The following is a 14,010-nucleotide window of genomic DNA, read 5'->3' as shown; positions in this document are numbered from 1 at the left end:
GCAGCAAGCTGACACTCATCCGGCCCTCTGGGATGAGCCGTGGCCGTCTAAGCTACACCACTCCCTGGGACACGATCTGGTCGCCGGTCGCCTTGCAGTGATGAATGGCGAAATCAGCTTCGTTTATGGTCGATCTTATCTCGAAAACCCGAGCTCGGTTGCCCTTTATCTCCCGGAGTTACCGCTCGAAACGGGCGAGATCAGACCTCTCCATGGTCTTTCAATGGCCAGCTCCATTCGCGACGCTTCGCCCGATGCATGGGGACGTCGTGTTATTCTTAATCGCGCGTTCGGCGTGAAAGGCGGCGAGTTGAATGGACTGGAACTTGATGAACTGACATTTTTACTTGAGTCAGGCTCAGACCGAATTGGGGCGCTCGACTTCCAAGCATCGGCGACACACTATATTGGCCGGGGGACCGGCCACGCCACTCTTGATCAACTTCTGACCGCTGCAGAGCGAGTTGAGAAAAATCTTCCTCTCAGCCCCGAACTTGATCAAGCTCTCCATCACGGCAGTTCGATCGGTGGGGCGAGGCCAAAAGCCCTAATCGACGATGGTGCACGTAAATTCATTGCAAAATTCTCGAGCAGTTCCGACACTTATAGCGTGGTGAAGGGCGAATACATCGCGATGCGCCTAGCAGCTCTTTCGGGACTTAACGTGGCGCCGGTAGAAATCGTTCGCGCGTCCGGGAAAGACGTGTTGCTTGTTCAGCGCTTTGACCGAGTCCACGCGGGCAACGCTTGGTATCGCCGGTCGATGGTATCTGCCTTGACCATGCTTGAGCTCGATGAAATGCACGCGCGATATGCAAGCTATCAGGACTTGGCGGAAACGATACGCATTCGCTTTACAGCTGTTCCTGAAACATTGAGAGAGCTGTTTTCGCGTCTATGCTTCAATATTCTCGTTGGCAACACAGACGATCATGCCAGAAATCACGCTGCTTTTTGGGATAACTCGTCGCTGACGCTCACACCGGCCTACGATGTTTGTCCGCAACCGCGGGCAGGAGGGGAAGTTGGCCAAGCGATGCTGATCGTTGATCAGGACAGAAGCAGCAAGATCGTAACCTGTCTCAACGCAGCGCCGCACTTCCATTTGAGCCCGGCTCAGGCGATTGAGATCGTCAGCCATCAACTGCGGACTATCGCAAATAATTGGCGGGCATTGTGCGCTGAGGCAAAGCTGGGCGAAGTGGATCGAGCGCTTTTTTGGGGACGACAGTTCCTGAACCCCTATGCGTTCTATGGCCTTGACGGTGAAGCGAGCGAATTGGTGACACTGGCAGACACGATACGGGCTGAGCAAGCATAAGCGGCCATCCCTCCGAAGCTGCGCGCTCAATACAATTAGGCGGTCGATACTTCTGCTAGATCTTCGGAAGCGACAGCAAGACGGCGATAGCAATTTCGAGGCGATTCTGACTTTGCAATTGTGACGTTATCGAACTCAATCAACCACTTGGCTGACCGAGGACACGTGTCGTCAGTTCGAATCCTTTCACGACGGCCAAGTGCTAGAAGGTACTCCTCATGAAGGATCTCGTAAGAGGATAACGGCGTCCCCCCTGTCTCGCGTTATCCGTTCAATTTCCTGATACCCCATGCGCTGGGCAAGGCGCATCGATGGGATATTTCCGACCGCTATCAGACAAGCCGTGTGCTGCTTTCGTCTTTGGTCGAACCATCTCTGGGCCGCGCTCGCAGCTTCCAAAGCGTAGCCACGTCCATGAAACTCTGCTCTCAGTGTCCAAGAGATTTCGATGTTGGTCTGCGCGAGGCTCCCCAGATCGCGTTCGAACATGCCAAATCCCACCTTGCCGACATAAACGCCGCTATCCCGCTCGATCACGGAGAACAGGCCAAATTGCATCAATTGCCAGTGGCCGACATCACGCAACAGCCTGGCCCAAACGTCGCCTCGGCTGAGTTTGCCAATATGACGCGACACTGGCTCCTGCGAGAACATGTCAAATGTCGGCTGATAGTCATCTAGCGTTGGCAAGCGGAGGATAAGGCGGTCAGTATCTATCACGCGTCGCTCTGGTTGGGCTTGTTTCGATAGACCGATCCTAATAAGTCTCCGCTATCGAAAGTCTTATAAACAGTCAGCTAATGGGACTGGCTTGTACCAAAAACACTGATGCAATAGCAACCGACCCTTGCAATGCCAGTGCAAAATTCGCCGAGCTATCGTTTCAATTGATTCCGCATTTTTCGCCAGTGAATGAGGTAACCGAAGCCTGGTCCGATCAGCATGCCACCAATTATCCAATGAACGAGCGTTAACGGCTTCTCGTCGGGATTATGGTCGGTAATGTAGAGACAGAGAAAAAAGGCGGCCACACCAAGGACGAGCAGAAATAACGGAAAGAGTAGGCTTTTACGAAAACTCTGCATCGAACTTCATGTCCCAAAAAAAGCGCGGTCGGCGTGATGTTATCCCATATCGAGCGATAAACAAGCTGCGGCACATCTTGCAGTAGCACGCGTCTGCTTTTCGCTAGGCGGCGCCACTGTCTGTGTTGCAACGCGTTCGGTTTCTGCGAGTTTTACTGGTCTTCAGCCAGAGCCATCCTCTCTTCCTCCTGGTTCCGTATCAGGTGGATCTAGATTAGCATCTGGTTCGCCAACCCGAGGAAGCCACATGTGCGGACGTTGGCAATTCGCGCGATCTCTGACAACCGAAAAGTTAACGCGAAATGCCCGGTTTAGGCCGTTGTCAGTTGAAGCCTGGAGTGACACCGCTGCACTCAACAACGACGCCCCCCACTTCTTCAGCAATCAGAGGCGCCCGAAGAAGACGGCCTGTCTTCACCAACATCATCAACAACGTCTTGATCGGTCTCCGCAGCGGGTAAAAAGCTGTTGCTGATCTCCTGGACGGAAGCTGCTGGCTCCCTCTTCCGCTGTGCCCGATGCAGTACAAGTTTGTCATATCGCGACCTAAGGCTGGAGATATCGAATTCGCCACGAATCCATAGCTCCACCCAAGCAAGGAACTCGGGATCACCGTCAATCGGTGTTCCTCTGGCCTCCGCTTTGGTGCGGACCTGGTCGAAGATCTTCCGCCTCTTATCGCTGTCGATCATCAAAGCTGAATCTCCCAATGTCATGTTCACCGTTAATGCGGTTAAAGGAAAACACCGATGCCTTCCGTGTTGATGACATAGATGAATTCCTCCCAAGCCTCTTGGCAGACGCAAATGAATCGGTCCAATCCGTGACCTGCTCTTCCAGGCTGGCGACCTCCATTTGCCAGTGGTCACTGCCGGTACGGCGAAAGATCTCGACAATGACGGTGATGCCGCTTTCCGTGTACCGGCCAGAAAGTTGTGAACGTTCAAACGGCGAAGGGTCTTGCGTCATGAGCTCGCGCTAAGTGATTGATCGGAGGCTAATATTGCGATTGTTCCGCTTGGCCGCAAGCGGACTCCGGTTGATCGCCGAGAAGAGTCTTATCCCTGCGAAAGCGCCTCTGCCCACGTCGCGATATCTTGGGCCGCGGTTGTAATATGATCTTTGACTGTCAAACCCGAAATCGCTTTGCGTGGTTTGAAATCGTGGTCTCCGTCGTCCAGCCAATTTAGCCGGATGGCGTTACTCAGTTGATAGCCTGCAACTTCCGCTTTCGATCCGAATGGATCCCGCGTTCCCTGGCAGATGAGAGTAGGCGTCGAAAGCTCTGCGAGATGGGCCGTGCGCAGCTTTTCGGGCTTTCCGGTCGGATGAAACGGATAGCCTAGGCACAACAATCCAACGATCATTCCTTCTCTATAAAGCTCGTCTGCGATCATGCTCGCAACACGTCCGCCCATCGATTTCCCGCCTATGACGAGTGATCCCTGCTTGCCGAGTTGCGAGACGACCGCCTTGAATTCGTCTTGGAGAAGCTCTGCCCGTGGGGGCGGCCGACGTTTTGAAGAGGTTCGGCGCGATGCCATGTAATCGAACTCGAACCGAATGATCTTCAATCCATGATCGGACAGCGCCTGTGTGATGGCGTCCATCCACTGCGTGTCCATCGCACCGCCGGCACCATGAGCCAGGAGGATTGTGGTCTTTGCTTTATCCGGACCTGCAACCAGAAATCGATGCGTCATGGCAAGCCTACCGATTTTTCTTCATGGGGCCTCATCGGTCCGCCGCTGCATCTCGACGTTAGTCATCGCATGTTGCTGATCAAGCAGATATCGCTCGACATCGCCGCCGCATGCTTCCTTGATCTCAGCAATTGTAAAGCCCTCGGACTGGCCGCTCTCGACCAAGACCTTTGCCTGATCGCGAAACTCCGCCTTGTTCTCATAAAACCCAGGTGAATTGATGATCTCCTGGATGCGATCATCCAACCAGTCGTTGATTTCGGCCATCCCAATACTCCTTACATCGATTGGGATCTGGCGCGGGTGAGCGTCATGGCAAGCGGGCAGACGCTTTAATCTGGTGGGAGACCGACCCTTTAATAGTGATCGGGTGGAAGCACTGGCGATTGGAGGCAGGGAAAGCAAGCGTGACATTGGTCACCGTCATCGCTGATCAGCCTTTCGCAGCCCATCGCGGCCATCCTCCGCAATCGAGCGAAGGTAATCCCCGCGCCATGCTTGCGAACAAGGATCTTTCGCTCGAGTTCGTCTGAGCGCTTACACAAGCGGCATTCCACGGCGATGACAGGCATTTTTACCTGTCGAAGCGTTGTGGTCATATCAAGGATGTGGGGCGCATCTCGTTTAGTGGGCAACGCCGCCGCCTATAATGGCCCCTGCCTGACCGCCAAAATTTTCTTGCACCCGGAAATCTCTCCCTTTGCCTTTCCAGCGATCTGATTCAAAAACAGAATCTGCGATTTCACTAAAATTATTGGTTTTGCGGCCTCGCTCGGAGCACCGCTTGCGCTGAGGGTCTCGGACTTGCCGAAAGCGATCTCGACGAGGCTGCCAATCTGTCCGCGAAGAACCCATACTGGAACCCGCGTCCCATCGATCGGGATGCGATCTGCGAACTTCTGCAGCGGGCCTGAGAGGGGAGGGCAAGGATATCGACCCGCGTTTACGGGAAGTCATGGCTTGTCTCGTCAAGCACCTGCACGCCTCTGCCAAGGAGATCAATCTGACACAGGGCGAGTGGGAATATGGTATCTATTTCCTGACGCGCACGGGCCAGATCTGCAGCGGCGAGCGACAGGAGTTCCTTCTGCTCTCCGACACGCTCGGCCTTTCGATGCTCGTCAATGCGATCAATAATCACCGTCCGCCCGGCGCGACCGAGAACACCGTCTTCGGCCCCTTCCATGTCGCAGGCGCCCCGGTGCGGCAGATGGGTGACATCATCAGCCTCGACGACAACGGAGAAAGCTGCTTCTATGAGGGCACGGTGCTCGACCTTGACGGCAATCCGGTCGAAGGCGCCAGAATCGACGTCTGGTCCGATAATGCCGACGGTTTCTATGAGGTGCAGCAGCCGGACATCCAGCCGAAATGGAACAATCGCGGCATCTTCGTCACCGGCGTCGTCGGGCGCTACAACTTCATCGGCATCAAGCCGGTTTCTTATCCGATCCCCGGCGACGGGCCTGTCGGGTACATGCTCGGCCATCTCGGGCGGCATGCTTACCGGCCGGCGCATATGCATTACCTAGTCACCGCACCGGGCTTCCAGAAACTCGTCACCCTCATCTTCGTAGGCGATGACGCCTATCTGGAATCCGACACGGTGTTCGGCGTCAAGAAGACGCTGGTCGCGCCCTTCGAGCGCCTCGTCGATGGTCCCACGCTCTGGCACTCGACTTTCGACTTCGTGCTCGCTCCGCTTTGAAAGGCCGCATGGCAAACAGTTTCAACCAAGGATGTGAATCATGCCCAACGTAAAGATCTACTTTGACCATACAATCTGAAACGACCGTTCCGATGCGATCAGGGAGACGCTCCTGCCCATTCGCGACCTGCTGTGCGCGGATCTGCAGGTCGACGTTTCGGACTGCCAACTGGCGATCCTGCCGGTGTACGGCCTGCCCGACCAGCCGGCCATCAATCTGGAAGTCATCATCCTGCCGAAGCCGGAACGGACGCGCGAGGTCATCGCCGTCGGGACCCGGTTAAAGGCCACCCTGGCGGAAGCCTCCGGCGGGCGGGTCGCGGTGCGAGCCGCCGCCCTCGATCCGCAGACCTATGTGGCCTTGAAGTAGGCAGGGCGGATCAGCGCTCTCCGAGAACACCCGTCAGACGCTTCGTGGCCGGTATTCGACCACGCCCGCAGTAAGATCGGAATAGCCCGGACGCATAATCGGGAGCGCGGTAGCCATCCCGCGCATCAGAGCTTAATCACCGACGTCACTGAGTTCCGCCTCTACCCATACGCGATCATCGTCATGACCAGCCATTCGTTTGGACGGTCGGTTCCTCGTGCCCAAAGCATTGACAACGGACATCAGAGCGGCGGTTCCTCCGTAATCGACGACGAAGACACGACCGCTTCCCGTCTGGGCGATCCCCGGACCTGGCGTGCGCAACGCCTCGCCAGTCTCTATGCGTGGACCGCCACCACCCAGGATCGTTATGTCACCGCCGAAAGGTTGGGCTTTCCGTCCGCTTCAACGGGCAGCAGGACCAGTGCCGGGAAACTCGGATCATCTGCTTGGCGAGGTACGTTCAACAGCGTCTGTTATTGATTCGAGGGTGAGGCTTTTTCCAACCGTGCGACGGCCTTGGGATCGGAAGCCTCCTTGTGAAGCGTGTCCCAATCGTCAGGCGGATTGCCGTCATCCAGCATCCCCTTGAAGACCTTATAAGCGTCCGTTTTGGAGCCGTAGGTCCGCAAGCTGTTTTCGTCGTTCACCCATGCGAAGATGATGACCTTGTTGGTGCTGCTGTAGCGGAAAAAGAGCCGGAAACGACCATTGCCGAACTTGGCGCGAAACCAGTGCTTGCGGTCATCGCCAAGAGTCGCGCCTTGTCGATAGATGGATGCTGTCGGGTCCGATGGCACATTGACGGTGACAAGCTGAACCAAGGACGCAAGCAACTTAGCGTCGGCGGATTTCTGATAATCGTCCGGTTTCTTCGCTTTGAGCGCGTCGCCCGCCTCGATCAGCTTTTCCCATTGATCGAGAAAGAGAGGGTGTGCGAGGACGGTCCAGCCATTGATAGTCGGCATATCAGATCGAAACGTCCCCCTCGATCTCGGCATCGAGATCGACCGTCATGCCCGCCGTCAGGGCAACAGCCCGGTCGAGCAAGGCTTGTGGGAACGGAAGAACTGATTTCTCGGGCTGCTTCGCCATGTCCCGTGCGAGAAATTCGAGAAAACGGTCGATCACGGGATCGGCGGTTTCTTCAATCTCGGCCTTCTGGACATAGACGCGGTGGTGCTCATCAATGAGAAAAGCAATGCGTCCACCATAGTCAACGCCCAGCGCCTGCCGAACGGACTTCGGCACGGTGGTCTGTCCCTTGGCGGTGATGGTGCTTTCTTCTTTCAGCAGGGCTCCCATGGCGGGCCTCCATAAATCGGTGTAGTAGAATGTAAGGAATATTCCTTATCATGTCAAGATTGGCCGTTGCCTTGGTCTGCCAGCCGTTTCTGCGCCTTTACTTCACGTGCTGGCCGACACCGTTCACCAGACGCGCCAAGGCGGAGAAAAACCCGTCATCAAAACGTCGCATGGCCTTCACGAAACTGTCTCCTGCAATTGCTAGATCGCCGTCATTGCAATTGTGTTTGCACAGGAGATACGGATGTCACAGAAATTGCAGACTACCATCGCGGCCAGCATGATTGCCCTGCTCGCCAACATGGGCGTGGCCGAAGCGGCGACGACGGTGAAATTCTGGCATAGCTTCAACAAGTCAAACGGCGAAGCGCTCGACAAGATTATCGCCGGCTTTGAAACCGCCAACCCCGGCATCGACATTGAGGCCGAATATGTCGGCAGCTATAATGACATCATCGCCAAGCTGCAGGCCGCCATCCCGGCGCGCCGCGCTCCCGATGCCGTAATCCTCGAAGTCACGCGTTACGGCCTGTTTGCCAACAACAAGCTGCTGACAGATCTGACGCCCTATTTCGATGCCGATCCGCTGAAGGCCGATCTGTACGATTATGCTCGCGAAGTCGGCATTATCGACGGCAAGAATTATGTCGTGCCGTTCAATTCCTCGACGCCGGTCCTCTATTTCAACAAGGATATCTTCGCGCGCGCGGGCCTTTCCGCCGACACGCCGCTGAAGACGTTTGCCGACATCAGTGCTGCCGCCAAGACGATCAGCGAAAAGCTCAGTTCGGAAGGCATTTCCGGCATTGCTGCACCCGGCCAGTTCGCACGTTGGGGTCTTGTCATGGCCAATGACAGTGAAATGGTGGACCCGAAGACCGGCGAAATCCTTCTCGACAAGCCCAACACGATCGAGGCCTATCAGTGGATGGCGTCGCTGGTGAAGGACGACAAGGTTGCTTCGCCCGATGGCGTGACTGAAGAAGACAATGGTCGTGACGCCTTCCTCGCCAAGAAGGTCGGCATCATGATGAATTCGACCGGCAATTATGTCGGCTCGAAAAAGGCACTCGGCGACAGTCTCGCCGTCCGTCCGATGCCGTGCAACAAGGCTTGCTCGGTTCCGATCGGCGGCGCCGGCATCGGCATCATGTCGACTTCTGAAAAGGACGTGCAGGACGCAGCCTACAAGTTCATCAGCTATGCCGCATCGCCTGAGGCCAATGCAACTTGGTTTGCCGGCACCGGTTACCTGCCGATCAACAAGAAGAGCGCAGATCTCCCTGTCGCCAAGGAAGCGCTTGCAACCCAGCCGGGCATCGATGTCGCAATCGAATCCCTGCCGGTTGCCCATGGTCGTGCGCGCACCACCGTTGTCACCTGGATGCGCACCACCGAATACAAGATGTGGGAAGCCATGGCGCTCGGTCAGCGCAATGTCGAAGAGACGATGAAGGACTTTGCAGTGCAGACCCGCGCTGAAGAAAAACGCGTCGGCCACTGATCCTCTCTGAAAAGGGCACCGGCAGACGCTTCTGGCGACTGTCGGTGCAATGATGACCATGCTTCGTAAACTCACGCCCTATCTTTTCGTGGCACCGCTGATGATCTTCATCGCGCTGTTCACCTACATCCCCATTCTCGCCAGCATCAATCTGAGCTTTCGCGAATGGAATTTTCTAACACCCGACATGCCCTTCGTCGGTTTTCGCAATTACGAGCAGTTGCTTGCCTCCCGAGACCTGTGGAATTCCCTCTGGGTGACGACACTCTTCGCCGTCCTCTCGGTGCCACTCCGGCTCGGCCTTGCGCTGGTGATTGCCAACTATCTCGTGCGGGAAAGCATGCATGTGCGGCTGCTGCGCGGCGCGTTGTTTCTGCCCTCGGTGACATCCACCGTCTCTATCGCGGTCGTGTTTTCGTGGGTTTTCTCAACGGACTACGGCATGGTCAACGCGTTGCTCGGCACGTTCGGCCTGGGCAAGGTTCAGTGGCTGCAAAATCCGCATCTGGCCCTCTGGGTGCTGATCTTCGTCAACACATGGAAACAGATCGGCTATGACATCGTCATCTATATTGCCGGCCTGCAGGCAATTCCACGCGAGCTTTATGACGCGGCAGCCGTCGATGGCGGCAAGCGTCTGCATGTGTTTCGCCGCATTACCATGCCGCTGGTCATGCCGACCACCTATTTCCTTCTGGTAATCTCGGTGATCGAAGCCTTCCAGGTTTTCACGATCGTCAACGTCATGACGAAAGGTGGGCCGGCAGGGGCAACCGACATGCTCGTCAACCTTCTTTATGAGATCGGCTTCGTGCTTTTCGATATCGGCCGTGGATCGGCACTGGCGGTGCTGCTGTTCATCCTGCTGGTTGGCCTCGCCATACTGAAATCGCGCATCATCGGGCGGAAGGTGCATTATGAAGCCTGAAAACCCCATTCTTGCCGGGCTGGCGCTGGTCGCCGGCCTGCTGTTCCTGTCGCCGGTGCTCTATTCGATCTGGATGTCTTTCCAGACTGTTGACGCCTACTATGCCGGTGAACTCGGCTTCACCCTCGACAATTACGCGCGGGCGGTCGGGCAATACAATTTCGCCCGCTATCTGCTGAACAGCCTGATCGTCTCGGGACTGGTGACGCTTATCGGCATCACCTTCGCCACCATGGCAGCCTACGCTTTTGCGCGGTATTCATTCCGGGGCGGCAATTTCCTGTTCGCGGCCACCGTCGCGACCTTGATGATCCCGAGCCATATCAGCCTCATTCCGAACTATCTGACACTGGCCAAGGTCGGGTTGCTGGACAGTTATGCCGGTCTCATCCTGCCGGCGATTTCCAACGGTTTTGCCGCCTTTTTCCTGCGCCAGTATATTCGCGGCATTCCAAAGGCGCTGGATGAGGCGGCCTATATGGACGGCGCCTCGTCGCTGCAGGTTTTGTGGCGCATCATCGTGCCTTTGTCGCGCCCGGCCATTGCCTCCATGGCGCTCTACATCTTCATCACGGAATGGAACAACTACATCTGGCCGCTGGTCGCCGTCGGCAAGCAGGACCTTTATACGCTGCAAATCGGTCTGGCCCGTCTGTACCGCATCAATCCCGGTGAAGGTCTGATCGACTGGCCGCTGGTCATGGCCGCATCGACCATCACCATTCTTCCCGTTCTCCTCGGTTTTCTTCTGGTGGAGCGCCATCTCGTGCGCGGCATCACCATGGGCGCCGTCAAGTAATCCAGGATATTTTGACATGACACGCATTGCATCCCATCGCGGGGGTACGCTGGAATTCGGCGACAGCACGCCTCACGGATTTGCCGCCACCGCCGCCATGGCGCTCGAAGAAGTTGAGTTCGATCTTCACCCAACGGCGGACGGCGCGATTGTCGTCCATCATGACGCCACGCTCGATGCGACGACGGATATGACAGGCGCCATCGCCAACATGACGCTGGCCGAAGTCAAGGCGGCGACGATCCGTTATGGTGCCGGCAGCCACCCGATGACGCTTGAGGAATTGTGTGCGCTTTATGCGGGCAGCCATGTGAATTTCCGCTGCGAGATCAAACCGGGCACGGACGGGCTTCCATATGAAGGTTTTGTTGCCCCCGTCATTGCGGAACTGAAGCGTCATTCGATGCTGGAGCGCACGACGTTTTCATCCTTCCTTGTCGCCTCCATGGACGAGATTGGCGAGGCGAGCAGCCGTCCCAGGCTCTGGCTTGTCAGTCCGTCGGTCCTGCGGCAACTGGGGCCGGACGCTGTCATCGAGGCGGCGATTGCCCACGGCATTCCTGAGATCGGTGTCCACATCGATACCGCCGATGAGGACCTGATGGCGAAGGTGCAGGCCGCCGGCCTCGATTTCGGCTGCTGGGCGGCCCACAGCCGAGCGCAGATCACCAAGGCGCTCGATCTGGGCGTGAAGGTTTTTACGACCGATCGCCCGACGCTTGCGATCGCCGTCCGTGCCGAGCATCGCGGGGAGGCCTCGGTATGAGCGGGATTTCTCTGCGTGATATTCGCAAGGCTTATGTCAACGGCCCCCAGGTTCTGCACGGCGTCTCACTCGATATTCAGCCGGGCGAATTCGTGGTGATCGTCGGCCCGTCCGGCTGCGGCAAGTCCACGCTGTTGCGCCTTATCGCCGGGCTCGATCGCTGCGAAGACGGCACGATCGAGATCGGTGGACGCCGTGCCAATGATCTGGCACCACAGGATCGCGACATCGCCATGATCTTTCAGAACTACGCACTTTATCCGCATATGACGGTGCGCGAAAATATTGCATTCGGTCTGGAACTGCGCGGCATGAAGAAAGCAGAGCGCAACGAACGGGCGCAGAGTGTCGCGAAAACTCTGCAACTCGAAAGCTATCTCGACCGCAAGCCGGCAGCCCTTTCCGGTGGTCAGCGTCAGCGTGTTGCTATGGGGCGGGCGATGGCCCGCAATGCCTCTATCTTCCTGATGGACGAGCCGCTTTCCAATCTCGACAATGCTCTTCGCATTACCATGCGCACCGAGATCAAGGAACTTCACCGGCAGCTCGGTGCAACCATGGTCTACGTCACCCACGACCAGACGGAGGCCCTGGCTCTGGCGGATCGTATCGCGATCATGAAGGATGGTCATCTTCTGCAGTTCGATCGCCCGGACGTGATCTACGACCGTCCAGCCAATCGTTTCGTGGCAAGTTTCCTCGGCAGCCCGCCGATGAATTTCGTCGCCGCCGACATGCTTCCCGATTGGAATGGGCCAACGGGCCTGACATCCGGACTACGCCCAGAAATTCTTTCCGTGCATGGTGCAAAGCCGAGCAACACAGCGCTCCCCGCGCGTCTGCTACTGTCCGAGATGACCGGTGCCGACATGCTTCTCCATTGCGAAAGCCCGGCTGGACGCTTGACGGTGTCCGCGTCGCGTCATGACCTGCCGAAAAATACCGAACAATTCTGGATTGCTTTCGATCTTGACCGCGTGCTGTTTTTCGATAGCGAGAATGGCGACCGTGTTGATCTTCCGGTTGCAACGCAGTCGTAGCGATAGCCAAGCCTCGAGAATCCGATGGACAAGCAGGATACACCGCTCGCGCTAAGCGATCTCATCAGCCGTCACTCGACGCGATTGACCGATGCCGACACGCGCCTGCTTGATGTGTTGATACAGGACCCGATCCGCGCTGCGCTGGAAAACGGCAAGGATGTCTCTTCGCGGGCAGGGGTCCATCCCGCCTCGGCGGTCAGGCTTGCACGGCGCCTAGGCTTCAAGGGTTATCCGGAATTTCGTGGATTTCTGCAGTCCAGCCTAACTGAAGGCGGCGGCGACTTCGAAAGCCCTGCCGCACGCATGGCCGCACGCCTAGTGAAGGCCGAAAGCGATGGCTTGCTGGCATCGGTACTGGACAGCGAGATCGCAGCTCTGCAGCAGGCGCGCAACAGTGTCTCCGATGCGGATATTCGCGCATTCTCGACAAGTCTTCGCGACAGTCGTCGGATTTTCGTCTTCGGGCGAGGGCATTTTGCGGCACTGTCGTCTCTGATCGCCCTTCGCCTCAACCGATCCGGTTACGAAGCGGTGGATCTCAGCAGCCAGATGCACCAGCTGACCGAAATGCTGTCCACCTTGTCTGCGCAGGATGTCGTCTGGCTGCTCGCCTTCCGAAGAGCGCCGCCGCTCATGCAGGAAGTGCGCGATATCGCGGCGCAACGGGGAGCAAAAACACTTGCTGTGACGGATGTGGGAGGCACAAGGATTGATCCGGCACCCGACCATCAAATCCTGGTCTCTCGAGGTGATCCGGGTGAATCGCAATCGCTCGTGGTGCCGATGACCATCGCAAATGCCGTTATTCTGGACCTCGCCTCGATAGATGACGGCCGTTCGATTAAATCGCTGAATGAGTTCAAGGCATTCAGGGCGTCGTCACGTCTGGCGGTTGGCTAAAAGGACATCTTCGACATTCCTTAATACCCATGCTGATGATCGGTCATGATAAAAATATCACTATTTCAGCTGTTTGGGGGCCGTCGAACATAGCGGCCGACGGTTCTGTTCTCATCAAGAGCTTAAGACGAGCAAGCTGCCCATCTTATCCGTGGATATGAATATGTTGGGGGTAGCAAGATCTTTAGCGGCCGATCGTAGGAAATCCGCCTTCAGATGCGCTACGACGGCAAGCTTTACCTGATCCGCGACACCTTCAATGGTCTCCGCCTCCAGTGCCAGTATGGCGTGAAAGGCGAGGGCACGGCAGTTGACTGGAAGGATTGCCGACATGGCGTAAACTTCTCTGAGATTGAGCCGTTCGCGGTTCTGCCGGTGGATGAAGCCACGGTTCGCACCGACGCTCTGAAAACCCTGCACGATCTGATGACCGATGAGTATGTGCCTCACGCAATCCGTGCCGATATCGCGAAATACGTCATCGAGAGCCGTATCGGCTGATTATCGAGCCATAGCCTGAAACGAGAAAAGCGCGCCATTGAGCGGGTTTTTGTTTATCTGCTTTTCTTTGGGGCTAT

17 protein-coding genes and 1 pseudogene are annotated in these 14,010 nt (G+C 56.7%); 12 read left to right on the top strand and 6 right to left on the bottom strand.

All coding sequences use genetic code 11. The features are described 5' to 3' along the window. Positions 1-64: 64 nt before the first annotated feature. The gene (locus tag JZX87_RS28455; RefSeq protein ID WP_286195150.1) at positions 65-1,321 is read left to right on the top strand and encodes a type II toxin-antitoxin system HipA family toxin; all 1,257 of its coding nucleotides are present in this window, start codon (positions 65-67) and stop codon (positions 1,319-1,321) included. A 216-nt stretch (positions 1,322-1,537) separates the two neighbouring features. On the opposite strand, the gene JZX87_RS28450 is transcribed toward JZX87_RS28455, so the two are convergent. From JZX87_RS28450 to JZX87_RS28435, 4 genes are all read right to left on the bottom strand, one after another. Beyond that, positions 1,538-2,041: a GNAT family N-acetyltransferase gene (locus JZX87_RS28450; RefSeq protein ID WP_183687617.1), complete on the bottom strand. Its 504-nt coding sequence runs from the start codon at positions 2,039-2,041 to the stop codon at positions 1,538-1,540. Between the two features lie 742 nt (positions 2,042-2,783). Further along, positions 2,784-3,098, bottom strand: a complete 315-nt coding sequence (locus JZX87_RS28445; RefSeq protein WP_206829164.1) for a hypothetical protein — start codon at positions 3,096-3,098, stop codon at positions 2,784-2,786. 366 nt (positions 3,099-3,464) lie between these two features. Continuing rightward, positions 3,465-4,109: an alpha/beta family hydrolase gene (locus JZX87_RS28440; protein ID WP_206829163.1), complete on the bottom strand. Its 645-nt coding sequence runs from the start codon at positions 4,107-4,109 to the stop codon at positions 3,465-3,467. A 21-nt stretch (positions 4,110-4,130) separates the two neighbouring features. Further along, complete coding sequence (locus tag JZX87_RS28435; RefSeq protein ID WP_183687609.1) at positions 4,131-4,376, bottom strand: hypothetical protein; 246 nt, start codon at positions 4,374-4,376, stop codon at positions 4,131-4,133. A 140-nt stretch (positions 4,377-4,516) separates the two neighbouring features. Between JZX87_RS28435 and JZX87_RS31950 the strand changes: the two genes are divergently transcribed. From JZX87_RS31950 to JZX87_RS28425, 4 genes and pseudogenes are all read left to right on the top strand, one after another. Beyond that, positions 4,517-4,642 carry a hypothetical protein gene (locus JZX87_RS31950; protein ID WP_353654284.1) on the top strand — a complete coding sequence of 42 codons (126 nt, stop codon included), beginning with the start codon at positions 4,517-4,519 and terminating at the stop codon, positions 4,640-4,642. A gap of 226 nt (positions 4,643-4,868) precedes the next feature. Beyond that, positions 4,869-5,023 (top strand): annotated as a pseudogene (locus tag JZX87_RS31620) (maleylacetate reductase); the annotation flags it as partial. Further along, on the top strand, positions 4,999-5,817 hold the full coding sequence (locus JZX87_RS28430) for a dioxygenase family protein (protein WP_286195148.1): 819 nt from the start codon (positions 4,999-5,001) through the stop codon (positions 5,815-5,817). The pseudogene JZX87_RS31620 and the gene JZX87_RS28430, both read left to right, overlap by 25 nt. A gap of 184 nt (positions 5,818-6,001) precedes the next feature. Next, complete coding sequence (locus JZX87_RS28425; RefSeq protein ID WP_206829159.1) at positions 6,002-6,187, top strand: hypothetical protein; 186 nt, start codon at positions 6,002-6,004, stop codon at positions 6,185-6,187. A 476-nt stretch (positions 6,188-6,663) separates the two neighbouring features. Here JZX87_RS28425 and JZX87_RS28420 read toward each other — a convergent pair whose 3' ends face one another. Together JZX87_RS28420 and JZX87_RS28415 are read right to left on the bottom strand one after the other, a co-directional pair. Continuing rightward, positions 6,664-7,155, bottom strand: a complete 492-nt coding sequence (locus JZX87_RS28420; protein WP_206829157.1) for a type II toxin-antitoxin system YhaV family toxin — start codon at positions 7,153-7,155, stop codon at positions 6,664-6,666. Between the two features lies 1 nt (position 7,156). Then, the gene (locus JZX87_RS28415; protein ID WP_183687605.1) at positions 7,157-7,492 is read right to left on the bottom strand and encodes a type II toxin-antitoxin system PrlF family antitoxin; all 336 of its coding nucleotides are present in this window, start codon (positions 7,490-7,492) and stop codon (positions 7,157-7,159) included. 244 nt (positions 7,493-7,736) lie between these two features. Between JZX87_RS28415 and JZX87_RS28410 the strand changes: the two genes are divergently transcribed. The 7 genes from JZX87_RS28410 to JZX87_RS28380 all read left to right on the top strand — a co-directional run bounded on the left by JZX87_RS28410 (position 7,737) and on the right by JZX87_RS28380 (position 13,933). After that, entirely contained in the window at positions 7,737-8,996 is a 1,260-nt protein-coding gene (locus JZX87_RS28410; RefSeq protein ID WP_206829155.1) for an ABC transporter substrate-binding protein, read from the top strand. A 58-nt stretch (positions 8,997-9,054) separates the two neighbouring features. After that, on the top strand, positions 9,055-9,924 hold the full coding sequence (locus tag JZX87_RS28405; RefSeq protein ID WP_183687636.1) for a carbohydrate ABC transporter permease: 870 nt from the start codon (positions 9,055-9,057) through the stop codon (positions 9,922-9,924). Beyond that, positions 9,914-10,723 carry a carbohydrate ABC transporter permease gene (locus JZX87_RS28400; RefSeq protein ID WP_206829153.1) on the top strand — a complete coding sequence of 270 codons (810 nt, stop codon included), beginning with the start codon at positions 9,914-9,916 and terminating at the stop codon, positions 10,721-10,723. The genes JZX87_RS28405 and JZX87_RS28400 overlap by 11 nt, the downstream gene beginning before the upstream one ends. Positions 10,724-10,739: 16 nt before the next feature. After that, positions 10,740-11,489: a glycerophosphodiester phosphodiesterase family protein gene (locus JZX87_RS28395; RefSeq protein WP_206829152.1), complete on the top strand. Its 750-nt coding sequence runs from the start codon at positions 10,740-10,742 to the stop codon at positions 11,487-11,489. Then, a complete protein-coding gene (locus tag JZX87_RS28390) occupies positions 11,486-12,529 on the top strand; it encodes an ABC transporter ATP-binding protein (RefSeq protein WP_206829150.1) in 1,044 nt (347 codons plus the stop codon). Before JZX87_RS28395 ends, JZX87_RS28390 begins: the two co-directional genes overlap by 4 nt. Before the next feature lie 24 nt (positions 12,530-12,553). Beyond that, entirely contained in the window at positions 12,554-13,432 is an 879-nt protein-coding gene (locus JZX87_RS28385) for a MurR/RpiR family transcriptional regulator (RefSeq protein ID WP_206829149.1), read from the top strand. Between the two features lie 216 nt (positions 13,433-13,648). After that, positions 13,649-13,933, top strand: coding sequence for a hypothetical protein (locus JZX87_RS28380; protein WP_206829147.1), 285 nt, complete (start codon positions 13,649-13,651; stop codon positions 13,931-13,933). Positions 13,934-14,010: the final 77 nt, after the last annotated feature.

The organism is Agrobacterium sp. Ap1, assembly GCF_017313375.1.
Lineage (GTDB): Bacteria > Pseudomonadota > Alphaproteobacteria > Rhizobiales > Rhizobiaceae > Neorhizobium > Neorhizobium cellulosilyticum.
The sequence above is the reverse complement of the archived record's forward strand: the minus strand, read 5'-3'. Positions and strand labels throughout refer to the sequence as shown.